21 protein-coding genes and 3 pseudogenes are annotated in these 25322 nt (G+C 69.6%); 9 read left to right on the forward strand and 15 right to left on the reverse strand.

Translation table 11 applies throughout. The features are described from left to right. Nucleotides 1-13 precede the first annotated feature (13 nt). A complete protein-coding gene (locus tag ABGA99_RS02890) occupies nucleotides 14-1453 on the forward strand; it encodes an aldehyde dehydrogenase family protein (RefSeq protein WP_347576814.1) in 1440 nt (479 codons plus the stop codon). A 27-nt stretch (nucleotides 1454-1480) separates the two neighbouring features. Then, nucleotides 1481-2071 carry an antibiotic biosynthesis monooxygenase gene (locus ABGA99_RS02895; protein WP_347576815.1) on the forward strand — a complete coding sequence of 197 codons (591 nt, stop codon included), beginning with the start codon at nucleotides 1481-1483 and terminating at the stop codon, nucleotides 2069-2071. 42 nt (nucleotides 2072-2113) lie between these two features. Here the strand turns inward: ABGA99_RS02895 and ABGA99_RS02900 are convergent, their stop codons facing one another. The 10 genes from ABGA99_RS02900 to ABGA99_RS02945 all read right to left on the reverse strand — a co-directional run bounded on the left by ABGA99_RS02900 (nucleotide 2114) and on the right by ABGA99_RS02945 (nucleotide 11533). Beyond that, complete coding sequence (locus ABGA99_RS02900; RefSeq protein WP_347576816.1) at nucleotides 2114-2365, reverse strand: hypothetical protein; 252 nt, start codon at nucleotides 2363-2365, stop codon at nucleotides 2114-2116. Next, nucleotides 2362-2868 (reverse strand): LLM class flavin-dependent oxidoreductase, encoded by a 507-nt coding sequence (locus ABGA99_RS02905; RefSeq protein ID WP_347576817.1) that lies wholly within the window; start codon nucleotides 2866-2868, stop codon nucleotides 2362-2364. The genes ABGA99_RS02900 and ABGA99_RS02905 overlap by 4 nt, the downstream gene beginning before the upstream one ends. Before the next feature lie 292 nt (nucleotides 2869-3160). Continuing rightward, nucleotides 3161-3661: a hypothetical protein gene (locus tag ABGA99_RS02910; RefSeq protein ID WP_347576818.1), complete on the reverse strand. Its 501-nt coding sequence runs from the start codon at nucleotides 3659-3661 to the stop codon at nucleotides 3161-3163. A gap of 186 nt (nucleotides 3662-3847) precedes the next feature. Continuing rightward, complete coding sequence (locus ABGA99_RS02915; protein WP_347576819.1) at nucleotides 3848-4990, reverse strand: Gfo/Idh/MocA family oxidoreductase; 1143 nt, start codon at nucleotides 4988-4990, stop codon at nucleotides 3848-3850. A gap of 168 nt (nucleotides 4991-5158) precedes the next feature. Further along, nucleotides 5159-5881, reverse strand: coding sequence for an alpha/beta hydrolase (locus ABGA99_RS02920; protein WP_347582098.1), 723 nt, complete (start codon nucleotides 5879-5881; stop codon nucleotides 5159-5161). Nucleotides 5882-5932: 51 nt separating this feature from the next. Continuing rightward, a complete protein-coding gene (locus tag ABGA99_RS02925) occupies nucleotides 5933-6838 on the reverse strand; it encodes an NADP-dependent oxidoreductase (RefSeq protein ID WP_347582099.1) in 906 nt (301 codons plus the stop codon). 115 nt (nucleotides 6839-6953) lie between these two features. Further along, entirely contained in the window at nucleotides 6954-8036 is a 1083-nt protein-coding gene (locus ABGA99_RS02930; protein WP_347582100.1) for an MBL fold metallo-hydrolase, read from the reverse strand. A 47-nt stretch (nucleotides 8037-8083) separates the two neighbouring features. Then, the gene (locus tag ABGA99_RS02935) at nucleotides 8084-9199 is read right to left on the reverse strand and encodes an NAD(P)-dependent alcohol dehydrogenase (RefSeq protein WP_347576822.1); all 1116 of its coding nucleotides are present in this window, start codon (nucleotides 9197-9199) and stop codon (nucleotides 8084-8086) included. Nucleotides 9200-9392: 193 nt separating this feature from the next. Next, complete coding sequence (locus ABGA99_RS02940; protein ID WP_347576823.1) at nucleotides 9393-10484, reverse strand: Gfo/Idh/MocA family oxidoreductase; 1092 nt, start codon at nucleotides 10482-10484, stop codon at nucleotides 9393-9395. A gap of 77 nt (nucleotides 10485-10561) precedes the next feature. Then, entirely contained in the window at nucleotides 10562-11533 is a 972-nt protein-coding gene (locus ABGA99_RS02945; protein WP_347582101.1) for an aldo/keto reductase, read from the reverse strand. A gap of 199 nt (nucleotides 11534-11732) precedes the next feature. Between ABGA99_RS02945 and ABGA99_RS02950 the strand changes: the two genes are divergently transcribed. Together ABGA99_RS02950 and ABGA99_RS02955 are read left to right on the forward strand one after the other, a co-directional pair. Next, nucleotides 11733-12383 carry a MarR family winged helix-turn-helix transcriptional regulator gene (locus ABGA99_RS02950; protein WP_347576825.1) on the forward strand — a complete coding sequence of 217 codons (651 nt, stop codon included), beginning with the start codon at nucleotides 11733-11735 and terminating at the stop codon, nucleotides 12381-12383. Between the two features lie 102 nt (nucleotides 12384-12485). Continuing rightward, nucleotides 12486-13489 (forward strand): annotated as a pseudogene (locus ABGA99_RS02955) (IS5 family transposase). A 19-nt stretch (nucleotides 13490-13508) separates the two neighbouring features. Here ABGA99_RS02955 and ABGA99_RS02960 read toward each other — a convergent pair. Continuing rightward, the gene (locus ABGA99_RS02960) at nucleotides 13509-14060 is read right to left on the reverse strand and encodes a dihydrofolate reductase family protein (protein ID WP_347576826.1); all 552 of its coding nucleotides are present in this window, start codon (nucleotides 14058-14060) and stop codon (nucleotides 13509-13511) included. A 67-nt stretch (nucleotides 14061-14127) separates the two neighbouring features. After that, the gene (locus ABGA99_RS02965; protein ID WP_347576827.1) at nucleotides 14128-14832 is read right to left on the reverse strand and encodes a helix-turn-helix domain-containing protein; all 705 of its coding nucleotides are present in this window, start codon (nucleotides 14830-14832) and stop codon (nucleotides 14128-14130) included. Nucleotides 14833-15192: 360 nt separating this feature from the next. Between ABGA99_RS02965 and ABGA99_RS02970 the strand changes: the two genes are divergently transcribed. The 3 genes and pseudogenes from ABGA99_RS02970 to ABGA99_RS02980 all read left to right on the forward strand — a co-directional run bounded on the left by ABGA99_RS02970 (nucleotide 15193) and on the right by ABGA99_RS02980 (nucleotide 21073). Continuing rightward, a complete protein-coding gene (locus ABGA99_RS02970; RefSeq protein WP_347576828.1) occupies nucleotides 15193-15963 on the forward strand; it encodes a hypothetical protein in 771 nt (256 codons plus the stop codon). Nucleotides 15964-16276: 313 nt separating this feature from the next. Next, nucleotides 16277-16600: pseudogene (locus ABGA99_RS02975) on the forward strand (ATP-binding cassette domain-containing protein); the annotation flags it as partial. Between the two features lie 402 nt (nucleotides 16601-17002). Then, the gene (locus tag ABGA99_RS02980) at nucleotides 17003-21073 is read left to right on the forward strand and encodes a discoidin domain-containing protein (RefSeq protein WP_347582102.1); all 4071 of its coding nucleotides are present in this window, start codon (nucleotides 17003-17005) and stop codon (nucleotides 21071-21073) included. A gap of 60 nt (nucleotides 21074-21133) precedes the next feature. On the opposite strand, the pseudogene ABGA99_RS02985 reads toward ABGA99_RS02980, so the two are convergent. The 3 genes and pseudogenes from ABGA99_RS02985 to ABGA99_RS02995 all read right to left on the reverse strand — a co-directional run. Next, nucleotides 21134-21818 (reverse strand): annotated as a pseudogene (locus tag ABGA99_RS02985) (formate dehydrogenase); the annotation flags it as partial. 265 nt (nucleotides 21819-22083) lie between these two features. Further along, nucleotides 22084-23037, reverse strand: a complete 954-nt coding sequence (locus ABGA99_RS02990) for a pirin family protein (RefSeq protein ID WP_347582103.1) — start codon at nucleotides 23035-23037, stop codon at nucleotides 22084-22086. Between the two features lie 231 nt (nucleotides 23038-23268). After that, nucleotides 23269-23736 carry a MarR family transcriptional regulator gene (locus ABGA99_RS02995; RefSeq protein ID WP_347576831.1) on the reverse strand — a complete coding sequence of 156 codons (468 nt, stop codon included), beginning with the start codon at nucleotides 23734-23736 and terminating at the stop codon, nucleotides 23269-23271. A 217-nt stretch (nucleotides 23737-23953) separates the two neighbouring features. Here ABGA99_RS02995 and ABGA99_RS03000 point away from each other — a divergent pair, with 217 nt between their 5' ends. Both ABGA99_RS03000 and ABGA99_RS03005 read left to right on the forward strand, forming a co-directional pair. Then, a complete protein-coding gene (locus ABGA99_RS03000; protein ID WP_347582104.1) occupies nucleotides 23954-24262 on the forward strand; it encodes a GNAT family N-acetyltransferase in 309 nt (102 codons plus the stop codon). 343 nt (nucleotides 24263-24605) lie between these two features. Then, a complete protein-coding gene (locus ABGA99_RS03005; RefSeq protein ID WP_347582216.1) occupies nucleotides 24606-25175 on the forward strand; it encodes a DUF5996 family protein in 570 nt (189 codons plus the stop codon). Nucleotides 25176-25322: the final 147 nt, after the last annotated feature.

A 25322-nucleotide genomic window follows, 5' to 3' on the forward strand; every position in this document is an offset into this window, starting at 1 on the left:
GAGAGGTCACCTCATGCCCACGTCCGAAACCCTGCCCCACGCGCGCCACTACATCGACGGGCAGTGGCAGGACTCCGGCTCCCGCGGCGAGTCACGCAGCCCCGCGACCAACGGCCTGCTCGGCACCTTCGCCGACGGCGGTGCGCGGGAGGCGAGGGCCGCCGTGGCCGCGGCCCGAAGGGCCTTCGACTCCACCGCCTGGTCCCGCGACCGTCACCGGCGTGCGGCAGCGCTGCACGAACTGGCCGACCGGCTCGCGCAGCGCAAGGACGAACTGATCACCCTCCTGGCGCGGGAGAACGGGAAAGTACTCGCCGAGGCGGCCCTCGAAGTCGAAGGCACCGTGCCCAAGCTCCGCTACCACGCGGCGCTTTCCCTCACCGACCACGGCAGGGCCGGGGAAGTGCGGCCCGGCATGTACTCGATGACCCTGCGCGAAGCCGCGGGCGTCGCCGCGGTGATCGTGCCGTGGAACTCACCGGTCATCCTCTCGGCGCGATCCTTCGCACCCGCCCTGGCGGCCGGCTGCACCGTGGTCATGAAGATGCCGGCGCAGACCGGCCTCGTCAACGGAGTGCTGAGCGAGATCGTCGCCGACACGCCGAGCCTGGACCCGGGCGTGTTCAACGTCTTCACCGAGAGCGGCAACGCCGGGGCTCCGGAGCTGGTCTCCTCCCCGGACGTCGACGTGATCAGCTACACCGGCTCCACCGCGGTCGGCCGCGTGATCATGGAACAGGCCGCCCCGACGCTGAAAACGCTGTCCATGGAGCTGGGCGGAAAGACGCCGATGCTCGTCTTCGACGACGCCGACCTGGACGCCGTCGTGCCCGTGCTCACCAAGGCCGTCACCATGTTCGCGGGCCAGTTCTGCATGACGGGCAGTCGGATACTGGTCCAGCGCGGCGTGGCCGACGAACTCCGGCGGCGGCTCGTCGCCGCCCTCGAAACGGTCCGGGTCGGGCCCGGCGACGACCCCGCCAGCGAGATGGGCGCCATGATCGACGAAGGAAACGCCCAACGGGTCGAACAGACCGTGGCCGCCGCGGCCGACTACGCCACCGTCCTCGTGCGGGGCAAGCGGGATCGGGCGCTCCTCGGGCCGTCCCTGATCGAGGTCGCCGACGTGTCCTCGCCGATCGTGCAGCGTGAAGTGTTCGGGCCGGTCGCCACCTTCGAGGTGTTCGACTCCGAGGCCGACGCCGTGGCGCGTGCCAACGCCACCGAGTTCGGCCTGGCCGCGAGCATCTGGACCCGTGATGTCGACCGCCCCCTGCGCGTCGGCCGCGAACTGCGGGCCGGGACCGTCTGGACCAACACCTGGGCCATGGTCCACGACCAGTTCGAGGAGGGCGGCTTCAAGCAGTCGGGAGTGGGCCGCCTGAACGGCATCCGCGGGATCGAGGAATTCCAGGAGACCAAGCACCTCGTGCATGTGGCACCGCAGCTCTGACAGCTCTCGACGGCGGAATGAGAATCGATGACCGAGACGGACGACGTCGGCCCGGCCGACGTCACCCTGCTGACCGCGCGAGCTGTGGAACCCGGCTACGAGCAGGACTTCCGGGAGTGGTTCGGGCGGGTGACCGACACCGCCTCAGCGTTTCCCGGACACCTGGGGGACGGGTTGTTCCGGCCTGCCACGGCCGCCGGGCCATGGGTTCTGATCCACCGGTTCCGCGACCAGGAGTCCGCGCGGCACTGGACGACGTCACCTGAGCGGGCCGCACTGTTCGACCACTGCGAGGGCCATCATCAGAGCGAGGTGGCGCGTCGCGAACTCTCCGGCATGGAGACCCTGTTCACCACTGCGCACGACACGCCCACGACGGCGCCGCCTCGGTGGAAGATGGCGCTCGCCGCCTTCGCGGCCGTACTCCCGATCTCCCTGATCGGCAACGGTCTTTTGGGGCCGGCGCTCCGTGCGTGGCCGCTTGTGGCGCGGGTGCTGATGCTCGCGCTGCTGTTCAGTACGTTGATGACGTATCTGATGATGCCGGCTGTGACCCTCGTCCTTCGCCGTTGGCTCTATGCCGCCACCTCAACCGCGCGCGGGGGACCGACACGATGACGCGGCCCCCGGGGCGGACCGCGCCGTCTTGCGGCTCGGCGTTCAGCGGGACAGTTCCATCGTCTGACGCAGCAGTTCCAGGGCCTGGTCCACGCCTTGGCCGGCCAAGTGGACGAAGTCGACGAAGACGTGGTCGACGTCCGTCTCGTCTCCCGTACGGAGGATGACGTCCGCGATCTCCGGCACGGTTGACTCGATGGTGGGGTTGATCCTCAGGATGGCGTCGATGCCGGCCGGGTCGCGGCCCTCGGCCCCGGCGAGGCGGCGGACTTCCCGCAGCGGCTGGTTGATCACGGTGGCGGGGTCGAATGCGGAACCCCGGACGGGCACCGCGACGGGAAGTACGCCGTCCGTGCGGCGGGCCGCCCGGCGTCGGGAGGCCGGGGCGAAGCCGGACAGGCAGATCGGGGCCGGGGACGCTGGAGCGGCTTGGGCCCGATGTGGGCGGCGGGGAAGGTGTAGTGCCTGCCCTCGTGTCGCGCGACGGGCTCGGTGGTCCACACGGCTTCCAGCACGTCCAGACACTCGTCCAGCCACGCGCCCCGCTCCTGCCAGGGAACGCCCACTCCCTGGTACTCCTCGGGCGACCAGCCGGTTTCGAGGCCGGTGATGAGACGTCCCCCGCTCACCACGTCGACACCGGTCAGCGACCGGGCGAGCAGCAAGGGGGAGTACCAGGGTGCGACGAGGGCGGAAGTGCCCAGCAGCACCCGTTCGGTGACGCTCGCGGCAACGCTCAGCGCCACGAACGGGTCGAGCATGGTGCGCTGCTGCCACGGAATCGTGTCCGTGTCCATGTGGGGCTCTTCGCAATCAGGGGTGTAGTCGCGGTCTGAACTTCCATCTTGGAGGGCCTCGACCTCTACCCGGCGCCGATCGGGCGCCCCGTTACTACACCCTCATCTGCGAAGAGCCGCTTATCGGGACTGATCGTGACATTCGACACCGCATCGTCGAACTCGCGCGAGAGCGTCTCCATCTGCATATCCTCCTGAATCGCTGGGTCGTCGAATTCAGGCGGACTGCCACGCTCAAGCCTCTCCAGTTGGGATAGAGATTAGCGAGGGGCACCGACATCGGCGGCCGATATTATCCGGCTCGTTGGCTGGCCCGCTGTGGGACGTTGAGGTTGGTCTTGCGCAGCCAGCGCTTCAGCGGGTTCGTTCGCGCGTCGATCTCCGCCACAGCCCGCGCTCGCTCTGCTTCAGCCCGGTCGCGACCGCGTTCGATCGAGCGGCGCACGCTCGCCAGCGCCCACGCCTTGACCGTCCAGGTCACAGGCCGAGCCGCAGAGCGCCTCGGATACCGCAGCGCGATAAACCCGCCGACGATGATCAACAGGCTACTCGCGACTCCCGACCACCCCAGACGGAGCGCGAGTGCCAACGCCCCCTGAAGCATCGTCAGCACGATCATCACGAGCGGGATCACGATGCCGAATCGTTCTCGCCCTCGCGAGTCGTACCAGAGGTAGGCAGCGCCGACCCCGCCAAGCGCCAGCACGCCGCCGGTCAACCCCACGATCGCAGCCGCGATGGCTGCGTCGGCAGTGCCGCGGTTGAGTAACACCGTCGTGACCCCGACTGCCACGGCCGGGAACAGGACATGGGTGAGCGGCAGAAGCCATCCGGGCCTCGCCGTTCTCACCGGGAATCGCCTCAGCTTCGCCTCGGCCGCTGCGATCGCTAACTCCGCCGAGGCCTGCCGCTCCGCGGCATCTACAGTAGCTCGCGGATCGCCATCTCCTCGGGTCCTGCGGCAGTGCCTCTCCCGGGTTCAAAGATTGGAGTTCATTCGGTCGGGGCGGGACAGATGCTGCCGATGACCTGTTTCAGCGGCCCGTGTGATCGCCTCGAGTACCCGGTGGCGATCGATTGCGACCGCGAAATCCGGCGCATCGGCGGTTCCGCCGCGGAGGTCGGCGGCGAACTGGGCGTAGAGGCGGGCGACCCCCGCTGCGGGTGCGTCGAGTTGCAGGTCAGGAGCCGCATAAGCGGGGGGGACCTGTAGCACTTGGACAGGCTCGCTGCCGCGGCGCAGCATGATGGTGAAATCGGTGAAATGGATGTAGCCCGACGCCGACTCCACACGCACACTGCCCTCGGTGCCCTGGATCTCCCATACCATCGCCGAGCCGGCAGACTGCCCGGCGCTGTAGTGCAGCGAAGTGACGATCCCGCTTTCGAGAACGCCGGCGACGACGATCTCATCCGGCGCGTCCTTCGGCAGCGACGCGCCATCGGAGAGGCGGACGCCGTCACCGCGCTGATTGGCGACGACGGCGGACAGACTCTCGAACGTGCCGAGCACGCGCGCAAGCGGTTCGAGCCCGTGGCCGAGCATGATGCTCAGAAGCGTGGCGCCATGCTTTGCGTGAGCCATGTACTCGACCGGTGGGTCATATCGGCCGACCCACATGTCGTCGGTCAAATGCGCTCGGATGCTCGTGCTGAGCGGCTTGCCAATCACGCCTTGCGCGATGAGGTCGCGAAGGAAGAGGATCGGCGGGTGCAGGCCGCCCTGCAACCCGACAACCGTCCGCAGCCGCCGCTCGCGGGCAAACCCCTCCAGCGCTTCGGCCTCCGATAGGTTTCTTGCGAGCGGCCATTCGCAATAAACCATCTTGCCCGCGGCCAGCGCGTCGGAAACAATCTGCTTGTGCTCCGGCACCTTGACCGCAACCACCACCAGGTCGACCTCCGGTCGCACGACCAGAGCCTCATGTGTGTCGAAGGCGAGATCGGCGCCCAGCCGACGAGCGGTCGCGTTCGCGCTCTCCATACGAGTCGTACTGACGGCGCGGATCTGGAACGCGTCGAGCGCCTGCAGCGCCGGGACGTGAGCAATTCCGCCCCAACCCCGATCGGCACTAGCTCCGATAAGGCCGACGCCGATCCGGGTATTTGCTGAATTCGTCATTAGGATGCTCCTGCCGTGTGCAGCCCCGGCAACGCTCTCCGGGCTGCGTCACGATGATTCGTTTCCGGAAAAATGCGTGGGCACTCGGGCTCACCATGGCGAGCGAACAATTGTTGCCGTTCGCGTAGCGGCCGCGGGGTTTGAGCCCGAGTGACCCAAGCGCAGGTTTTACACGTGAGCCCAATGGGCCTCGAGTTCGCGCGCGACATCGGCCGGACGCTCTATCATCGGCCAGTGCGAGCTGCGCAGCTTGAAGACGGCACGTGCGCGTGTGGCATTACCGAGCTCGTCGGCGAAGCGGTGAGGAAGAAACGGATCGTCCAGGCCCCAGATCACTAGCGCTGGTGCGGTCACGTTGCTCAAACCTGGCTTCCACTCCGCCCCGACCTCGATCGCCGAACGGTAAAGGGCGAGAATGCTTGCTCTCATAGTGGCATCGAGATGCCGGACCGATTCGTTTGCCGCGTCGCGCGGCATCTGCGCCTCGTTGAGGCTTGCTGCGAACGCCTCAAGGTCGAGGTCCGCCATCCATTGCTCGCCCTCGCCTGGCGTTTGCCAGATCTTGGCAAGATAGTGCCACGGATACTCCGGATCGATTGGTCCGCTGATGCCTGTCCATGTCCGCACCAGATCTGGTCGGATAGACGCGAGACGGCCCGTGAGTAGAGACCCCCAATCATGACCGACCAGGTCGACGGGTTCGCCGATTTCTTCGATCTTCTTAATAAGCCAATCGAGATACTCTTCTTTCGTCGACGTGAATCCCGCTGGTAGGGGTATGCCAAACCCGGGGAGATCGATCGTCACAATATCTTCGCGTTGAAGATAGGAACGGACGGTGTCCCAAAGCCGGTGGGTATCAGGTACACCATGGACGAGGACTGCAGGCATTTCGGATTCTCCAATTGATTGTTGTCGTGGTTGAATGGCCGGTCGGCCGAGTCAGGGAAGGAGGATGACTTTGCCGTGGGTGTGGCCCGTGGCGACGAGGCGATGAGCCTCCGCGGCCTCGTCGAGTGGGAAGCTCCGGCCGATGCGTGCGGTCCATGCGCCGGCGGCGATCAGATTCAGGGCTTCCTGGACAGGGCCGCGGTCGCGGTTCCCGCTGCCCCCGGGGCTGAATGCGACGCCGTGTTGTGCGGCATCGCGGTCGGCGAGCGTCACAATCCGGTCGGGGCCGCCGAGAAGATCGACGAGGGCGGGAAGGAGCCCCTTGCCGGCGGTGTCGAGCGCGGCGTCGACCCCGCCCGGAGCGGCGGCACGGATGCGATCGACCAGGCCCGGGCCGTGGGCGACAGGGGTCGCTCCGAGACTCCTGACGAAGTCGGCGTTGGCAGTCCCGGCGACGCCGATCACCGTCACACCGCGCTGTCGCGCGAACTGCACGGCGGCGCCGCCCAGAGCACCGCTCGCGCCGGTGACCACGAGCGTTTCACCCGGGCGAATGTTCAGAAGCCCGAGAGCCCTCGCCGCGTTGTCGGCGCCGATGACAGTAGCCGCGGCCTCCTCGAAGGAAACGCCGTCGGGGATCGTCGCGAAGTGGCTGCTGACCGTGTACTCGGCGTAGGAGCCCTGGGTGGCGGAGTCCGGCCACCCGGCGACGCGGTCGCCGACCACGCCCTCGTCGACGCCCGGGCCGACCGCCTCGACGACGCCGGCGAACTCGAATCCGATGATGGCGGGAGCACGCAGGCGGAACGCTCCGGCGCGTGCCTGGATCTCCGCCGGGTTCACCCCGGCGGCGTGAACCCGCACCAGTACCTGACCCGGACCCGGCACCGGTCGCGGAGCCTCCGCGACCCGCAACACGGAGGGTTCGCCGAACGAGGTGATGACGGCGGCTTTCATGATGATCCTTCTCCTTCTCATATCGAGCCTGCGGCACTTCCGCTGCGGCGTGCTTCGGCGTGCTCGCTCACGCAGGCCCGGTAAGGGTCATTTGCTCGCACCGTTCAGAACGGTGTCAGGTCAGGAAGACCGGAGGATTCTCGCCCCGCAGGCGGTAGTCGGGCCGGGGCCGTTCGAGGCGGATCGATTCCAGCACGGTGTACGCGTGGTACTTGGTCTGGGTGGTGGCTCCTGCCAGCCGTTCCCACCAGAGCCGGCCGTCGCTCGTCTCCTTCTCGAGGACGTGGCAGGTGGTGTAGTTCGCCATGGAGCTGATCCAGTTCTCGGTACCGACGAAGATCCTGTTCCAGCCGGTGCCGGTCACGATGTCGGCGAGCGCATCCGAGCGGCTGAACCGCTCGACCGCCGCAGTCGCCCCCTCGAGCACGTCGGTGAAGTACTCCACGCACAGCTTCACCTGCTCGTAGGTGCCGTAATGCATGTGGTGCCCGCCGACGAAGTAGTCGAAGTCGTATTCGAGGATCTGGGACTGAGCTTCGTACCAGCCGGAGATGTTCTGCGAGGCGTCGCAGTGCATGAACGTGACGCTTCCCGGACTGACGATGTCGACGGCCGTGAGCACCTTCTGCCGCGGTGCGTAGATGAAGATGTTGCCGGGGCAGTGGTTCTCTCCCCTGTAGGAGAGCTGCAGGCTCACGCCGCCCACTTCGAGGACGAGTTCGTCGTCGAACGTCCTCGTCGGCAGGGGGCGCTTCGGGTCGGGGAAGCGCTCCAGGAGTTCCTTGGTGATGCGGTGGGCGACGATCTCGACGTCGGGACCGAACACGGAGGCCGCGCCGATGTGATCGGCGTGCCAGTGGCTGTAGATGACGTGCGTCACCGGTCGGTCGGTGACGTCCTCGATCGCCGCCAGCATGTTCTCGCCCAGCGTCGGGGGTGCGTCGATCGCGACCACGCCCTCCTCGGTCACCACGAATGCGGCGTCGTAGCCGGCACTGGTGACCCAGTAGAAGCCGCCGCGCAGTTCTTCCACGTGGTAGCCGTACTTCTGGAAGTGCTCGCTCTGGAAATACGGGGGGTAATAGCCCGCGGGGTCCAACGGGTCGTCCGCCCCCGCGCGGGGGAATCCATAGTGGTCGATCCCGTAGAAGCTCGGGGTTTCTTCGACGCTGATGGGTATCTGACTGCTCTGGCACATCGGCGGGACGCCTTTCTGCGTTCTTGGGAAGCTGTCGAACGGGTGGTCTATCCCGGTGACGTGAATCGAAGGACTGCCTTGGTGACGCGGCCTGAGCCCGCATCCTCGAACGCGGTGTTGATATCGGCGAAGTCGTAGAAGGACAGCAGTCGGTCGATGGGGAACCGGCCCGCTCGATAGAGCTGGGCAAGGTCGTTGATCAGGAGCGACGAGACGGCGTCGCCCTGGATGATGCCCTGAAGCGACTGGCCGAGCGTGAGCCGGCCGGCGTCGAGCACGGCGCCCGCTCCTTCGTGGAACGCCACGAAGCCGAATCGGCCCATCGGTGCCAGGGCGCCGACCCCGGCGTCGAGGTTCTCCGCGCGGCCGCTCGTGTCGAGGACGTACTCCAGACCGCGTTCGTCGACGGCGTGGAGCGCGCCGGTCAGATCCTCGACCCGGCCGGGGTCGACGAGGTGCGTCGCTCCGAGATCGCGGGCCAGATCGAGGCGGCCGGCGTCGACGTCGACGGCGACGATGGTGGTGGCACCCGCGACATGTGCCGCCATGACCGCCGCCAGGCCCACCGCTCCCACGCCGAAGACCGCGAAGGACGCTCCCGCCGGCACGGCGAGGGACTTGAGTACGGCCCCCGCGCCCGTCTGCAGCCCGCACCCCAGCGGAGCCATGACGTCGAGGGGCAGATCGCGGGGGACCTTGATCGTGTTCCGTTGGTGGGTCAGGGCGTGGGTGGCGAACGAGGACTGGCCGAAGAAGTGACCGTGCGGCTCAGCACCGTGGGCGACGTGGAGACCGTTCGAGCCGTCCAGGCGGGCACCTGCGAAGTTGGCCGCCCAGACGTTGTCGCAGTAGGCCGCGTGCGAGGACATGCACGGCTTGCAGCGGCCGCACGAGTGGTAGGAGAGGACGACGTGGTCACCGGGCTCGACGGTGGTGACAGCGGCCCCCACGCGTTCGACGACTCCTCCTCCCTCGTGCCCCAGCACCACCGGCAGCGGCGTCGCCATGCGCTGTGCCCGCACGTGAGCGTCGGTCGCGCATATTCCGGTCGCGACCATGCGAACGAGTACCTCGTCGGACCGCGGGTCCTCGATCTCGATGTCGCGGAATTCGAAGGGCCCGTCCTGCGCTTCGAGAACAGCGGCGCGCGCGGAGGTGGTCATACGCCGTGAGCCTGCCGCGAAGCGCCGCGAGGGCCATGGTGACGAGGGACTGACATCATCAACGACTCCCTGATCGGGGGTGGGCCTCAGGAACCCTTCAGCGGGTCCGAACCTATGTCGGCCGCCCGTGCCCGCGGATCGGTCGCCGTATCCGTCACGGCAGTAAGGCACGGTGCCGCGAGGTGCGGTGGCGTCAGTGCCGGACGCCGGTCCGGGCGGCTTGTTCGACTCGGGCGATGAGACGGCTGTTGTGGGCGGCGTGCTGGAATCCCGGGGTGTGGTGGGTGCCGTTCGTGATGTCGCGGGCCAGGCTGGCGTAGACCTCGCCGACGTTGATGGAAGCGCCCGTCCAGATGTCGGCGGCGGTGGGTCCCGCGCCGGTGGCGACCGGGCGGTCGGGCGCGGTGAAGTCGACGCTCGACGAGAGGGTGAGGTCGCCGACCTGAACGCCCGCGGGGTGGTCGCCCGTCAGCTTCAGCCAGCCCTCCGATCCGCGTACGTCCAGACTGAAGTGGGCGTCGGGGGCGGGCACGCCCGCCAGGATCTGCACCCCGACCGGCGCCCCCGAGGAGGTCTTGGCGATGGCGTCGAGGTGATCCGGGACCTCGCGGACGGATATCGCGCCGGTGTCGACCAACTTCACCTGGGGCCAGAGGAGTTCGGTGCGGGCGTCGATCTCGGTGATGTCGCCGAGAACGGCTTCGACCACATCCAGGACGTGGCCCGCGGCGATGGTGAGGAAACCGGCTCCGGACGCTGCCTTGTCGAAGTATTCGTACGCGCTCACCGACTCCGGGCCGTTGCCGAAGGTCGTCGCGGCGACTCGCGCCGAGAGCAGCCGCCCGAGCCGGCCCTCAGCGATGATCTCCCCCGCGCGGCGTACCGAGGGGTTGAGCCGGCCCTGCAGGCCGATCGCGGTGTGCAGAGAGCCGGCCGCGTCAGCCATCTCTTCCGTCTGCGCAACGGTCGCGCCCAGCGGCGACTCCGAATACACGGCCTTGTTCGCCGCAAGGGCCGCCAGGACGAGCTCGCGGTGAGCCGGGACCTTCACCGCGACGGTGACGAGGTCGATCGAAGGGTCACCGATGAGCGCGTAGGGGTCCGCGAACCAACGCTCGGCGCCGAACGCCGCGGCAGCGCCGCGTGCGCTCTCCTCGTGCCGCGTCGCCACACCGGCCAGATGGAAGTCGGGCTGTGCCGCCAGCGCGGGTATGTGCGATGCGCCCGCCCAGCTCGCCTTCGTGTCCGCGCCGATGATGCCGACCCGAATGAGATTGCCTGACATGATGTGGTGTTCCGTTTCTTTCGCTGAAGCAAGACGTGGTGTGGTGCGCGGGGCGAATCGGCGCGTTCGCGCTTTTCTCACTGGTCGACGGCGGCCATGTCGGGCTCGGCATGGCGTTCGCCGGACGCCGGTGTGAGGTTGTTCAGGCGGGCGATCTGGCCCGGGGTGAGTCGGATGCCGTCGGCGGCGCTGTTCTCCTTGAGGCGGTCGATGCGTTTCGTCCCCGGAATGGGCGCGATGCCGTGGCCTTGCGCGAGCAGCCAGGCCAGAGCGACCTGCGCGGGCGTGGCCCCGACCTCGTCGGCGACCTCGCGTACCTGGTCGACGATGCGCAGGTTGCGCGTGAGGTTGTCGCCGGTGAACCGGGGATTGGAACGACGCCAGTCGGCGGCGTCCAGGCCGTCCAAGGTGCGGATGTCACCGGCGAGAAAGCCGTGTCCCAGCGGTGCATAGGGAACCAGTCCGATGCCGAGCTCACGCAGCGTAGGCAGCACCTCGGTCTCCGGGTCCCGTGTCCACAGCGAGTACTCGCTCTGGACAGCGGCCACGGGATGGACCGCATGGGCCCGGCGGATGGTCGCCGCTGCCGCCTCCGACAGTCCGATGTGGAGGACCTTGCCCGCCTCCACCAGCTCACTCAGCGCCCCCACCGTCTCCTCGATGGGAGTGCCGGGGTCGACCCGGTGCTGGTAGTAGAGGTCGATGTGGTCGGTTCCGAGCCGTCGCAGTGAGCCGTCGACAGCCGTGTGAATGCTGGCGGGGGTGCTGTCCGGGCCCGGCCGACCGGTGTGGGAGACGAGGCCGAACTTGGTGGCGAGAACAACTTCGTCCCGGCGGCCTTTGATCGCGCGGCCCACCAGTTCCTCGTTGACGTAGGGCCCGTACACCTCGGCGGTGTCCAGATGGGTGACACCGAGGTCGACGGCACGATGAATGGTGCGGATCGACTCGGCTTCGTCCCGACCGGCGCCGGTGTAGTACGCCGACATCCCCATGACACCCAGGCCGATGCGCGAGACATCGAGCCTGCCGAGCGACGTGGACTGCATCTGTTGTCCTTTCCTGAACCTGTCCGCCGGCCCTGCGTTTCCCAAGGGCAGGCCTCAGCGCCGCAGAAGGGTGTGTAACGGCGTCGATGGCACATGGCGCCGCTATCGGTTACGCGCTCGGTCGGCAGCGAAGAGAACTTGACGCGTCAAGTTCTACTCCATCAAACTTGACGCGTCAATAAGCGTCTAGGATGTCCTCATGGCGAGCACGGCAGATGACACGAACGGCCAGCGACGCCGGCGTCCATGGACCGGGTCCGAGGCGGCGGCGCCTGCCGGAGAAAGCTCCGGCTTGAAGAAGTCCACTGGTCCGGTTGCCGAGACGCGATGGCTGAACGGCGACGAGCTGGCGGCGTGGCTGGCCAACTCCGCGATCATGATCAGCCTGCCGGCTGCGCTGGATGCGCGCATGCAGCGCGAGGCTCAGCTGACTTTCTTCGAGTACATGGTGCTCTCGGTCCTGTCCGAGCAGCCGGATCGCACCATGCAGATGAGCGCCCTGGCCGCGCGAACGGCGGCGTCGCTGTCGAGGCTGTCCCATGTCGTCGGTCGGCTTGAGAAGCGCGGACTGCTCGCACGGAAGCGGATCCCTGGTTCCGGAAGGCGCACCACTGCGACGCTGACCGAGGCCGGTTACGGGGTAGTCGTGGCAGCGGCGCCGGGACACGTCGCCGCAGTCCGCGAGTACCTGATCGATGGTCTCGAGCCCCAGGAGCTGGCGGCACTGCGCCGCATCGGTGCCGCAGTGGACGCGGCCATCAAGCGCGAGCAACCCGATGCGAGCTCTGCGGCTTCGCCTCCGCCCGAAGCGCCGACGATCCACAGCGGACCGAGGCGTACTGCGGACTGATGGAGGAGCAGCGCCACGCGGGTCCGCCAGCACGTCCGCGGCGCGTCCTCGGCGTTCTATGGCCTGTGGGGGTCGTGATCATTCGGTTGGTAGAACACTCGTGTGGCGAGGCGTGAACTGAGCGATGACGAATGGGCGTTGGTGGCGCCGCTGCTCCCGATAGGCACCTACGGCCCGTATCCGCACCGGCTGCGGGATCACTTCGAGGGCGTGATCTGGAGGTTTCGCTCCGGAGCCCAGTGGCGGGAGGTCCCGGAGGAGTTCGGGAACGGGTCCACGGTCTACGACCGGTTCCGCCAGTGGCGCGACGCGGGCGTCTTCCAGGCCCTGACGTTGGCGGTGATCGCTGAGGCCGCACGGCGGGACCAGGTGGACCTTTCCCTGGTCAGCGTCGACTCCACCACAGCGAGAGCGCATCACGACGCGGCCGGCATGAGGGTGGACGCCAAGACGCTGGCAGCGCTGGAGAAAGCACTGACGGAGGAAAGGGGGGCCGCGGCAAGGAACAAAAGGATCAATGTGCCGCAGAACCTGGCGATGCGGCCGAAATCGCCCGCCGGGACGAGCGCCGACGCCTGCACCAACGACGCCGGGCACGGCTGAAAACAGCCGCCCTGGGCCGCTCACGCGGCGGGCTGACCAGCAAGGTCCACGTGGCAGCCGACCGCCGCTGCCGCCCACTGGCCTTCACCCTCACCCCGGGGCAGGCCGCCGACAGTCCCCAGTTCGTCCCGGTCCTGGCCGAGGTCCGGGTCCGCGGCCGGGTCGGCCGCCCCCGCACCCGCCCCGACGCGGTGGCTGGCGACAAGGCGTACTCCTCCCACGCCAACCGCGCCCACCTGCGCGAACGCGGCATCAAGGCCGTCATCCCGGAGAAGAAGGACCAGGCGGCCAACCGGAAGAAGACGGGACGGCGCGGCGGACGGCCGGTCACCCACGATGCGGACCTGTACAAGGACCGCAACACCGTCGAACGCCTGATCAACAAGCTCAAAGCGTGGCGCGGGATCGCCGCCCGGTACGACAAGACGCCGGACAGCTACCTCGCCGCCCTCCACCTCCGCGGCACCGTCATCTGGCTTCACAGCCTCCAACCGACACCTTGATCGCGACTCCCCACAGGCCCTAGTCCGCGGGCCCGTAGACCAGGTGCAGCACGCCGGAGCCGAACGCCTTCGAGTCCAGCAGCTTCAGCGGGATCCCGGCGTCGCCCTCGTCGAAGAGCCGCTCGCCCCGGCGCACCGCGACGGGGTGGACCAGCAGGTGCAGCTCGTCCAGCAGCCCGTGCCTGAGCAGTTCGCGGATCACGGAGACCGAGCCGCCGACGGAGACGTCGCCGCCGGACTCCTTCTTCAGTGCGGTCACGCCGGTGACCAGGTCGCCCTGGAGTTTCTCGGAGTTGCGCCAGGACAGGTCGACCTCGCCGCGACTGACGACGATCTTGCGGGCGTCACCGAGGATCTTCGCGAACTCGGCGTCCTCGTGGTCGGTCCCCTCCCGCTGCGGCCACGCCTCCGCGAAGCCGTCGTAGGTCTTGCGGCCGTAGAGCATGGTGTCGGACATCAGCCCGCCGACCGCCTCGCCCATCTCGTCGTCGAAGTAGGACATGTGCCACTGGTCCGGCGCCTCCACGACGCCGTCGAGGGAGATGAACAGGCTGGCGACGATCTTTCTCACGAAGGGCTCCAGGAGGCGGGGGGTCGGCGGATGTGCAGTCCGTCGGGACGTTAGCGGGCGCCGGGCGTCAGGTCTTGTACAGAAGCGCCAGCGGCTGGGCGGGTTGCGGGTCGTCCCGCAGCCGGCCGGCGGTCCGGCCGATGAAGCGGGAGAGCGCGCGGGCCAGATGGGGCTCGTCGTAGTAGCCGAGGCGGTGGACGACGTCGTCGGCCGCCGCGCCTCCGCGGAGCAGGACGGCGGCGTGCCGCGCCCGTTCGATCTGCCGGGCGGCGCCGTGGGTGAACCCGGTCGCGGCCTGGAAGCGCCGCTGCGCGGTGCGCGCGGAGACGCCCGGCGTGCCGCCGCGCATCACGTCGGCGACGAGGGGGTCGCGGACGAGCACGCCGGCGCGCACCAGCCGGTCCGCGAACGCCTCGGCGTCGTCGGGTCCCGGCACCGGCCAGTGGGAGCCCTTCAGCCAGAACGACCGGCGCGTCGCGTCGGGTATGTCCACACTGGCATCGACCAGCCGGGACGCCGGCAGGTGCGTCAGCGTGGTGCCCAGCGCGAAGGTGATGCCGAAGAACGCGGCGTCCTCGGGCACCGGCGCCGTGCTCGTCCGCGACTCGGGGCCCGCCACCGCGGCCTGGAACCCGGCGGGCGACTCCCAGAACACCAGATCCCAGCAGGCCGACGCGACCGCCGTCATCCGGTCGACGCCCTCGCTGCGGCTGCGCCAGACGTACGAGAGGTACGGCGAGTCCGACGGCCGCCCCTCGATCTCCAGACCCATCGCGCCCCCTCGCGGCAACCGGCGCCCGGCACGGGCGCGCTCAGGGTGTGCAGTCTGGCACGCGCCACCGACAACGGGCCGGTGGCGACCGCGGCGGTCCCCGCGGGGCGTTCTCCGCCCGGTTCTCCGCCCCCGCTTCGGTGCTGGGGCAGGCCGATCCGACCGTTCGCACGCACCGCCTTGCGACTGCCGCGAACTGACGGATTCAACGTTCGGCCGTGCCCGGCGCGACATGGGTCTCCGCGCCGGAGCCGAGGGCAGAGGAAAGCAGACGGGGCCGGCGCGTTTATGCCCGCTTTCGGGGTCCAATGCTTCGATGCAGGCCGCGAACGACCCACCGAGCTCCCTGAGGGGGACCCCTTGAGACGTCTCGCCACGGCCCTGGTCGCCGTCCTCGCCGGCGCGTCCGCGCTGACCCCGCTCGCCCAGGCCGCCTCGTCCGCGGCAGCGCCCGACCCCGCGCCCGGCGGGCCGCAGCGCCCGTACGAACCGGATGTGGAGGGCACCGACAACATCGACACCCTGGACGTCACCGCGACCCGCGGGCCCGGACGGAGCGTGACCGTCGCCTTCGACCGGCGCAGCCGCGCCGCCGAGGGGGCGACGCCCGCCGGGGCCCGCCGCTTCGTCTTCCTCTTCGACCGTTCCGTCGGATTCCGGCCGGAGTCCTTCCCGACGTGCGCCCGCGCCGTCGTCGAGGCGGACGGCGTGGCGGCCTGCCCGCCGGGCTCCCGCGTCGGCGAGGGCCTCGGCACCTGGCCGGACGGCTCGGAGCACGAGGTGGCCGTGGTCAACTCGCGCGTCGACGGCACGCCCGGGGTGCTGGTGGTCATCCCCGGTGTCGACTCGATCCTGGAGCAGACCTTCGAGCGGGTACGGGACCCCTACCGCGGCGACTACCGGTGGGCGGCCGACGAGATCGTGCCGCCCAGCCCGGTGCCGCCGGGGGAGCGCGCGGGCACCACGCGCTTCCAGTTGTCGTTCGGCGCGACCCGCGAGGACCGGGGCCGCACCGTCGGCTACGTCGAGACCACCGCGCGGCCCGGTGACAAGCTGCGGTTCGGGCTGTGGAGCGAGTTCGTCACCGGCCAGGTCGTGCTGCCGACGGCAACCGTGCGCCTGCTGCCCTGACCCCGTCGCGCCCCGGCGGGCGGTGGCGTTCGGAAGTCCCGCAGCGTCACCGCCTCGCCGGGCGCCAGGCCCACCCGCCGCGTCCGCCCGCCGTCACCGTCCAGACGGCGCCGCCCTCGTGCACGTCAACACCGTCCCCGGATGAGCGGGGTGCTGCGGATCAAGGGCTTCGTGCCCGGGCGCACATCGAGGCGAGACGCTTCGTCCGTCTATGGTGGGGTCATGGCTTTCCTCTTCTTCGTCTGAGTCCGGGCACGGCCCCTGCCGCCGTTTCTGCTGCCCGTAGACCCTTCGTATGCGCAGGGAAAGTCCTATGCGCGACCGCGCTCATACCGCCCTGCCCACCGCCATCCCCGCTGTGGCGCAGCTGGCCGTCAGGTCCGTCACCAAGTCGTACGGCACCCGGACCATCCTCGACCAGGTCTCCTTCACCGTCCGGCCGGGCGAGAAGGCCGCCGTCATCGGTGAGAACGGCTCCGGCAAGTCCACCTTGCTGCGGCTGCTCGCCGCGGCCGAGACGCCGGACGCCGGGGAGGTCGCCGTCCGCTTCCCCGGTGGCACCGGCCACCTCGCCCAGACCCTCGCCCTCGATGCGGACCGCACCGTGGCGGTGGTCGCGGTCTCGCACGATCGCGACTTCCGCGCGCGCTTCGAAGCCGAGCGGCTGGAACTGCACGCAGGCCGCAGGCGCTGACCCGGTCCGGCCCGCCCCGCCCTCACGCTTCGCCGTCGGCATGAGCCCGTCGTCGTGAGCCGCGCCGGAGTTACGCAAGAAATAACCAAGAAATGTAAGTGAATTGCGCTCCTCCACCCCCCGGGATGCCCGTCGGTCACCGGGGTGTGGATGTTCCCAGCTCCACACGCTGCCAACTCGCGTGCACGCCGCCCTCGTCCGAGTGCTGTCATGTGCACGCAAGTCGGTCCGGCATGGCCGCGCACGGGGGGACGGCCGCCGTCGTGACCGTAGACTTACCATGATCGTTCTGCAATTCTGCGATATCTCAGCGCAATTAGCTAACTCACAGGTTGGACGACCCCCATGAGAAAGCACCGCTCGAGACATCGGCCCACCGTCGCCGCCCTCGCCACCGGACTGCTCCTGTTCGGCCTGCCCGTGCTCCCCACCGTCGCGGCGGCCGGCTCCGACGCCGCCGCCGGCCGGCCCGCCGCCGCGAGCAGCGCCGCGCCGCGGCACGCCGCCGCGGAGGTCACGGACGGCGACCGGGACACGTACTGGCAGAGCCGGGGCACGGGCCCGCAGTGGGTGCAGACCGACCTCGGCCGGCAGGCACGCGTCGACGAGGTCGTGCTCAAGCTCCCGGCGGACGCCGCCGCGCGCAAACAGAAGCTCGCCGTGCAGGGCAGCGCCGACAGCACCACCTTCCACACCCTGTCCGCCGAGGACACCCGCGCCTTCCGCCCCGCCGCGGACAACACCGTCACCGTCGGCTTCCCCGCCTCCCTGACCCGCTACGTGCGCGTGCAGTTCGCCGGCGCCACCGCCGACCGCCCCGCCCGCCTCGCCGAACTCGTCGTGCGCACCGCCGCGGACGGAGCCGACGACCTCGCCGCGGGCCGCCCGCTCAAGGCCAGCAGCCACACCGGCGAGCAGACCGCCGCACGGGCCGGCGACGGCGACCGCGACAGCTTCTGGCAGAGCGGGAAGAGCAAGCGCGAGCAGTGGCTACGGGCCGACCTCGGCGCCTCCGTCGGCATCGACCGCGTCGTGCTCAAGCTGCCCGAGGGCGGCGCCGCACGCGTGCAGAACCTCAAGCTCCAGGGCAGCACGGACGGCCGGGAGTTCACCGACCTGACCGCCGCCCGCGACATCGCCTTCGGCGCCGCAAGCGGCCACAGCGCGACCCTCTCGTTCGACACCGCCGTCACCCGCCACGTACGCGTCCTCTTCACCGCGGGCACCGGCAGCGCCCGGCTGGCCGAACTGGAGGTCTACGGCCCGGCCGAGGGCGACACCCGGCCGCCCGGCACCCCCCGCGACCTGACCCGCACCGCGCTGCCCGACGGCCGCGTCCAGCTCGACTGGCGGCCCCCGGCCGACGGCGCCGACGACATCGCCGGCTACGACGTCTACGCCGACGGCCGGCTGCGCACCGGCGTCGCCGCCGACGTGACGACGTACATCGACACCCCGGCGCCCGGCGAGTCCGTCACGTACCGCGTACGCGCCCGGGACGGCGCCGACAACCAGTCGCCGGACAGCGGCAAGGTGACCGCCGAGGCCCGCCCGGCCGCCACCGCCCCCGCCGCGCAGCCCGCCCCGCCGGGACCCGGCACCGCCGCCGCGACCGCGGCCGCCGCCGACCCCGACCTGGCCGGAGGCAAGCCGATCTCCGCCTCCTCCCACGTGCACAACTTCGTCGCCACCAACGCCAACGACGGCAACCGCGGCACCTACTGGGAAGGCGCCGGCGGCAGCTACCCCGGCACCCTCACCGTCCAGCTCGGCGCCAACGCCGACGTCAGCGCCGTCGTCGTCCAGCTCAACCCCGACCCCATCTGGGGCCCGCGCGCCCAGACCTTCTCGGTCCTCGGCCGGGAGCAGGGCGCCTCCTCCTTCACCACCCTCAAAGCCGGCGCCTCCTACGCCTTCGACCCCGCCACCGGCAACAGCGTCACCGTCCCCGTGACCGGCCGCGTCGCCGACCTGCGGCTGTCGTTCACCGCCAACACCGGCGCCCCGGCCGGCCAGGTCGGCGAACTCCAGGTCCTCGGCACCGCCGCGCCCAACCCCGACCTGGAGGTCACCGGCCTCACCCACACCCCCGCCGCCCCCGACGAGACCCAGTCCGTGACGCTCTCCGCGACCGTGCACAACGCCGGCGAGGAGCCCGCGGCGGCCACCGGCGTCGACTTCCTGCTCGGCGGCGAGCCGGCCGGCTCCGCCGATGTCGGCACGCTGGCCCCGGGCGCCACCCGGACCGTGACCGCGAACACCGGCGCGCACGACGCCGGTGACTACGACGTGGCCGCCGTCGTCGACCCCGACGACACCGTCGTCGAACAGGACGAGGACAACAACGAGTACACCAGCCCCACCCCGCTGCGCGTCTCGCCCGTGCAGAGCAGCGATCTCGTCGCCGCCTCGGTGGACTGGACGCCCAGCTCCGCGACCGGCGGGGAGTCCGTCGCCTTCTCCGTGACGCTGAAGAACCAGGGCACCCGGGCGTCGGCGAGCGGCAGCCACCCGATCACGCTCACCCTGCGCAACGCCTCCGGCGGTACGGTCACCACGCTGAACGGCGCGCACAACGGCACCATCGCCGCCGGCGCCGCCACCGCCCCGGTCGCCCTGGGCAGCTGGACGGCGGCCAACGGCTCGTACACCGTCGAGGTGACGGTCGCCGCCGACGCCAACGAGGTGCCGGTCAAGCGCGAGAACAACACCAGCACCGAGTCGCTGTTCGTCGGCCGCGGCGCCGACATGCCGTACGACACCTACGAGGCCGAGGACGGCGCCGTCGCCGGCGGCGCGCAGGTCGTCGGCCCGAACCGCACCATCGGCGACGTCGCGGGCGAGGCGTCCGGGCGGCGCGCGGTGACCCTCGACCAGACCGGCGAGTCCGTCGAGTTCACCACCAGGGCCAGCACGAACACCCTGGTCACCCGGTTCTCCATCCCCGACGCCCCGGGCGGCGGCGGCATCGACGCCACCCTGAACGTCTACGTCGACGGCACCTTCCACAAGGCCATCGGCCTCACCTCGAAGTACGCCTGGCTGTACGGGGCGGAAGCCAGTCCGGGCAACAGCCCGGGCGCCGGCCCGGCGCGGCACATCTACGACGAGGCGAACCTGATGCTGGACAGGACCGTGCCCGCAGGCAGCAAGATCCGGCTCCAGAAGGACGCGGCCAACACCACCAGCTACGCGATCGACTTCGTCAGCCTGGAGCAGGTCGCGCCCCAGGCCAACCCGGACCCCGCGGCGTACACCGTGCCCGCCGGAGTCACCCACCAGGACGTGCAGAACGCCCTGGACCGCGTCCGTATGGACACCACCGGGCAGCTCAAGGGCGTCTACCTGCCGCCCGGCAACTACCAGACGTCCAGCAAGTTCCAGGTGTACGGCAAGCCCGTGCAGGTCGTCGGAGCCGGACCCTGGTACACCCGCTTCCACGCGCCCCCGGGCCAGCAGAACACCGACGTCGGCTTCCGCGCCGAGCAGCAGGCGGCGGGATCCGCCTTCCGCGGCTTCGCCTACTTCGGCAACTACACCAGCCGCATCGACGGGCCCGGCAAGGTCTTCGACTTCCAGAACGTCTCGGACATCACCATCGACGACATCTGGAACGAGCACATGGTGTGCCTCTACTGGGGCGCGAACACCGACGACATCACCATCGAGAACTCCCGCATCCGCAACTCGTTCGCGGACGCCGTCAACATGACCAACGGCAGCACCGGCGCCCACGTCGTCAACAACGAGTCCCGCGCCACCGGCGACGACAGCTTCGCGCTCTTCTCCGCGATCGACGCGGGCGGCTCCGACATGCACAGCAACGTCTACGAGAACCTGACCTCGCTGCTCACCTGGCGGGCCGCGGGCATCGCCGTCTACGGCGGCTACCACAACACCTTCCGCAACATCCGCATCGCCGACACCCTCGTCTACTCCGGAGTCACGGTCAGCTCGCTGGACTTCGGCTATCCGATGAACGGCTTCGGCACCCAGCCCACGACCCTGGAGAACATCACCATCGAACGCTGCGGCGGCCACTTCTGGGGCGCGCAGACCTTCCCCGGCATCTGGCTCTTCTCCGCCTCGAAGGTCTTCCAGGGCATCAGGATCAACAACGTCGACATCGTCGACCCGACGTACTCCGGGATCATGTTCCAGACCAACTACGTGGGAGGCCAGCCGCAGTTCCCGATCAAGGACACGATCCTCACCGACATCACCGTCTCCGGCGCCCGCAAGAGCGGTGACGCCTTCGACGCCAAGTCCGGCTTCGGCCTGTGGGCGAACGAGATGCCCGAGGCCGGCCAGGGCCCGGCCGTCGGCCAGGTCACGTTCCGCAACCTGACCCTGAGGAACAACGCGCAGGACATCAAGAACACCACGTCCACCTTCGCCATCGACATCCAGCCCTGACCCACGGTCCCTCGCGGGCAGGCGCCCCGGCCGGAGTTCGACGCCCGGCCGGGGCGCCGTGGCGTCCCAGTCCTTGAGGTCGACGGTGCCCTTGCCGGTGCCCGGCGACGCGGTCAGCGCGCGGCCGCTCGCCTCGTGGCACATGTGGGAGCAGTCCGGCAGGTTGTTGGTGCCCGGTTCCCGGGCCATGGGCTGGTAGAGGAACGTGGCCTCGTTGCCGAGCCGGCCGGAGGTGTCGAACGCGGCCCGGCCCGGGTCCTCCGGCTCCCTCAGGGCGCGGCCGACCGTCTCGAACGCGTCGTTCCAGCCGACCGGTACGTAGTGGTCGGTGTCCGGGTCGTACGCCATGGGTTCCGTGAGCCGGCCCTGATCCTCCAGGGCGTGATCGGTCCACCCGGACAACTCGGTCACCGAGTGCGCGGCGAAGAACTCCCGGCCCACCCGCTTGGGGGTCATCTCCCAGGTGACGTGCTTGATGCCGTTCTCGCAGATGTCGACGTGCAGGCCCTTGAAATCGTCGGGCCAGGCGCACCCGGGGCAGTCGAACCCGCCGTCCTCGTGGTTCATCCGCCTGACGGCCCGCGCCCCCTCCACCGCCGAGCGCTGGTGCAGCAGCACCTCTGCGACGCCGCGCGCGGCGCCCCGGCCGGCGGAGGGCGGTGGTACGGCCGGGACCGCGGTTCGCCGTCGGGCACGGGCCGACGAGGGCCTGCGGAGTTCTCTCCGGGTCGTCGTGGGCGCTCACGGCTGTGATCCTCCGCGGTGGCGGGCAGAAGGTTCCGGGAAAGGGCTCTCGTGCACCTTAGGCCCCTTGGTCCCGGTTCGCCGCGTGGTCCGGTGCCCGTGTCCCCGCGTGCGGCGGGCCCCGTATGCCTGCACAGTCATCGCCGCAGGTGGCCGGATTGCGCCCTGGCGCAGACGGACCGCTTCGCAACTGCGCTACTGACGCGTAGTCTTCTGTTCGGGCCCCGTTGTTCCCCCGGCAGCGGGGCCCATAGCGTGCCCGGCCCTCAGCGCGGCTTGAGCGGCGTCGGCGGCAGGGGCGGCGCCTCCAGCCGGGGGCCGTCGTAGCCGTGGACCTCGCCGAAGCGGGTGCCGCTCATCCAGTCCTTACGGGCCCGGTCGATCTCGTCGTGGTGGCGGCCCACGAAGTTCCACCACACCACGATCCGCTCCGCGAACGGCTCGCCGCCCAGCAGCATCAGCGAGCTGTCCACGTCGGCGCGCAGCGGCAGTTCCGTACGGCCGCAGCCCAGGTAGACCATGGACTCCGGCGCCAGCCGCAGCCCGTCGACCTCCGCCTCGCCGGACATCGTCAGCGCCGCGTACTCGTAGTCCGGCTCCACCGGCAGCCGTGCCTCCGTGCCCGCCGCCAGAGTGACGTCAGCGCCGACGATCGGCGTGTACGTCGTCCCCGGGGATGCCGCTCCGGCCAGCTCGCCGAGGATCACCGTCGCCGACAGGCCGCCGCCGGCCAGGTGCGGCAGCTCGGCGTGGTGCTCGAAGGCGGGGGCGGTGGTGCGGTGGGCGTCGGGGAGCGCGACCCACAGCTGTGCGCCGTGCAGCAGCCGCGAGTGGTCGCGCGGCGACTCCTCCGAGTGGGCGATGGCCCGGCCCGCCGTCATCAGCCCCAGCTCCCGCGGCCGCACCGTCTGCAGGCTGCCGAGGCTGTCGCGGTGCAGGACCTCGCCGTCGTGCAGCCAGCTCACGGTCTGCAGCCCGGTGTGCGGGTGCGGCGGCACCTGCATCCCCGGCTCGCCGGCGATGTCGTCGGGGCCGTAGTGGTCGACGAAGCACCAGGCGCCGACCATCCGCCGGCCCAGGTTCGGCAGCAGCCGCCGTACCACCGTGCTCTCGCCCAGCGGCATGTGGCGCGCCTCCAGCACCTCGCGCACCGGCTCCGCCGTCACGCCCGCCCGCCCGCCGCAGGCGGCGACCGGGGGCTTCATGTCGAGATTGCTCATAGTGGCCATGGTAAGGAAAGCAGCCTTGAACTGCGATGATGTGAGCTTTTTGACGGGCTCCGCGAGCCCCTGGGACTTTTCAGGGACATCCGGCTCCCAGGTAGCCGGAGTGGACCGCGTGCCTGTCACCGAACGACGTCTTTCGGCTGGCGGCCCGCGCATCAGGACGCCCTCGCCGGGCTGGCGCAGGGCTGACCGCCCGTGATCCGGGCGTCGCGTCCCCTCACCCGGTCAGTCCGGCTGCTTCTCCATGTGGTCCAGGACACGCTTGGAGATCCGGGCGAGTGTGCTGAGCTGGTGCGGGGTCAGGGCATCGATGAACAGTCGGCGGACGTGCTCGACGTGCGGGGGTGCGGCCTCTTCGATCGCCCTGTAGCCGGCCGGAGTGGCGACGATGAATGCTCCGCGTCCGTCGTCGGGACATTCTTCCTTGGCCACGAGCCCGCGTTTCGCCATCCGCGTGACCTGGTGGGACATCCGACTCTTTTCCCACTCCACGAGTTTGGCCAGATCCAAGAAGCGCATACGCCCGTTGCCTCTTTCGGTGAGGCTGACGAGCACCAGGTAGTCGGAGGCAGACATTCCGGAGTCGGCCTGGATGCGGCGGGACAGCCGTCCGATGAGCGTCTCCTGCATACGGATGAAGCTGTCCCAGGCAGCCTTCTCTTCCGGGTTGAGCCAGCGCGGTGGTGCCTCCATAAGGGCAGTCTAGTAGCACCGGACCGGCGGCCGTCGGCGGCGCGGATCCGGTTCCGCGGCGTCTCGGTGTTCTGTCCGGATCGGCGGCGACCGACGTGATCGTCGCTCCCGGACGCGACTGGTCCAAACGTTGATGCATCAACCTGATGGGCTAGGGTCATTCCTGGCTGACGGGATTCTGTCGAGTCGCGCGGGATCAGATCCAAGAGGAGAACACATGGCGGTCGAAGTGAGCGATGAGCCCGAGGCGAAGCGCTACGAGGCCCGCGTCGACGGAGAGCCCAAGGTGGCGGGCGTCGCGGAGTACATCCGCACGACGGAACTCATCGCGTTCGTGCACACCGAGGTCGACGCGGAGTGCAAGGGCAGGGGAGTCGGGTCCGCGCTCGCCCGCACCGCCCTTGACGAGGCACGCGCCGCGCACCTGCGGGTGCTGGCCACCTGTCCCTTCTTCGCGGGCTGGATCAGCCGGCACCCCGAGTACCAGGACCTGCTGTACCAGTCCCGCAGCAAGGTCAGTGACTGAAAAGCCGGGCATGGCAATGACGACTGCCGGCATGAGCGGCGAATCCGAGAAGAAGGCATACAAGTCACCGCGAGCCCCGGGTGGGTGCGGCTCGTGGTACGGGCCCGGCTCATGACCGACAACCTCTCAAGCGCTGCCAAGGATGTGAGAAGCGATGACCACACCAACGACGAGCTGGCCGAGCCTCCGGGTCTCGGACTGGACCGCCACCCGCGACACTCTGCACCGTTTCGCGCGCCGCCGTCGCTGCTGCGGGGTCACCTGCCACCAGTGGCCTGCACACGCTCGATGAGCTCGGGATCGAGGCCCCGATCCATCCGCACCCCAACGAGTCGAACCGGCGATCCCCTTTGCCGAGGACCATGACCACGCCTCCTACGACGGTGAAGCGGCTGCCCTGTTCTGGCGCCAGCTGTTGCAGGCGAACCGGGTCATGGGCGAGTTCCGGTCGCACTTCGTCGGCAAGGTCAGCCCGGTGCACTTCTTCTGGGGGGCGATGGATCTGGCCTGCACCCGTTTCTCCGGGCGGTCGGCTCCTCTGCACCCCGGTGGGGCACCCAACTGCGGGGACTGGGTCATGGTCGAGGGCTGCTCCCGGGAACTGTCCAGCTGCGGGTTCTGGCCTGGCGGCGGAGAGGAAGGTGCCTTCTACGCCTACGCCTACCCCGAACCTGACGGGTTCGCCGATTACCCGGTCGGCCCCCAAGGCGCCCACTTCAGTTCCGAGTTCAAGCAGTTCCTTCTGCCCTACGAGGCCGTCCGCGCCGCACCCGACCCCGACCGCACTGTCGCCGAGTTTCTTCACACAACCTACGAAGCCGCCGCAGTGCGCGGACAGTGGGACCGCTCCGCGCTGGAAGACGACCCCTTCCGATGGGACGGAACCTCTTCGTCTCGGCGGGCCTCAAAGTAGCCAGGACCGACAAGTCGTCCACCCTGGCCGACCGCTTCAGGATGAGTCGAGGTGCGAGTCCTGTGTTCGGCGATCGTGGTCGGCGGGGTCCCTGCAACGTGTGCCGATCTCGTTCCTGATGACCTTGTGGGAGCGGGTGGCCCCCTA

The sequence above is a fragment of the Streptomyces sp. B5E4 genome (assembly GCF_039871555.1).
Lineage (GTDB): Bacteria > Actinomycetota > Actinomycetes > Streptomycetales > Streptomycetaceae > Streptomyces.

Bases quoted from the DNA above. Each gene is read 5' to 3' on its own strand.
- ABGA99_RS02890 (WP_347576814.1), top strand. From the start codon at position 14: ATGCCCACGTCCGAAACCCTGCCCCACGCGCGCCACTACATCGACGGG.
- ABGA99_RS02895 (WP_347576815.1), top strand. From the start codon at position 1,481: ATGACCGAGACGGACGACGTCGGCCCGGCCGACGTCACCCTGCTGACC.
- ABGA99_RS02905 (WP_347576817.1), bottom strand. From the start codon at position 2,868: ATGGACACGGACACGATTCCGTGGCAGCAGCGCACCATGCTCGACCCG.
- ABGA99_RS02915 (WP_347576819.1), bottom strand. From the start codon at position 4,990: ATGACGAATTCAGCAAATACCCGGATCGGCGTCGGCCTTATCGGAGCT.
- ABGA99_RS02920 (WP_347582098.1), bottom strand. From the start codon at position 5,881: ATGCCTGCAGTCCTCGTCCATGGTGTACCTGATACCCACCGGCTTTGG.
- ABGA99_RS02925 (WP_347582099.1), bottom strand. From the start codon at position 6,838: ATGAAAGCCGCCGTCATCACCTCGTTCGGCGAACCCTCCGTGTTGCGG.
- ABGA99_RS02930 (WP_347582100.1), bottom strand. From the start codon at position 8,036: ATGTGCCAGAGCAGTCAGATACCCATCAGCGTCGAAGAAACCCCGAGC.
- ABGA99_RS02935 (WP_347576822.1), bottom strand. From the start codon at position 9,199: ATGACCACCTCCGCGCGCGCCGCTGTTCTCGAAGCGCAGGACGGGCCC.
- ABGA99_RS02940 (WP_347576823.1), bottom strand. From the start codon at position 10,484: ATGTCAGGCAATCTCATTCGGGTCGGCATCATCGGCGCGGACACGAAG.
- ABGA99_RS02945 (WP_347582101.1), bottom strand. From the start codon at position 11,533: ATGCAGTCCACGTCGCTCGGCAGGCTCGATGTCTCGCGCATCGGCCTG.
- ABGA99_RS02950 (WP_347576825.1), top strand. From the start codon at position 11,733: ATGGCGAGCACGGCAGATGACACGAACGGCCAGCGACGCCGGCGTCCA.
- ABGA99_RS02965 (WP_347576827.1), bottom strand. From the start codon at position 14,832: ATGGGTCTGGAGATCGAGGGGCGGCCGTCGGACTCGCCGTACCTCTCG.
- ABGA99_RS02980 (WP_347582102.1), top strand. From the start codon at position 17,003: ATGAGAAAGCACCGCTCGAGACATCGGCCCACCGTCGCCGCCCTCGCC.
- ABGA99_RS02990 (WP_347582103.1), bottom strand. From the start codon at position 23,037: ATGAGCAATCTCGACATGAAGCCCCCGGTCGCCGCCTGCGGCGGGCGG.
- ABGA99_RS02995 (WP_347576831.1), bottom strand. From the start codon at position 23,736: ATGGAGGCACCACCGCGCTGGCTCAACCCGGAAGAGAAGGCTGCCTGG.
- ABGA99_RS03000 (WP_347582104.1), top strand. From the start codon at position 23,954: ATGGCGGTCGAAGTGAGCGATGAGCCCGAGGCGAAGCGCTACGAGGCC.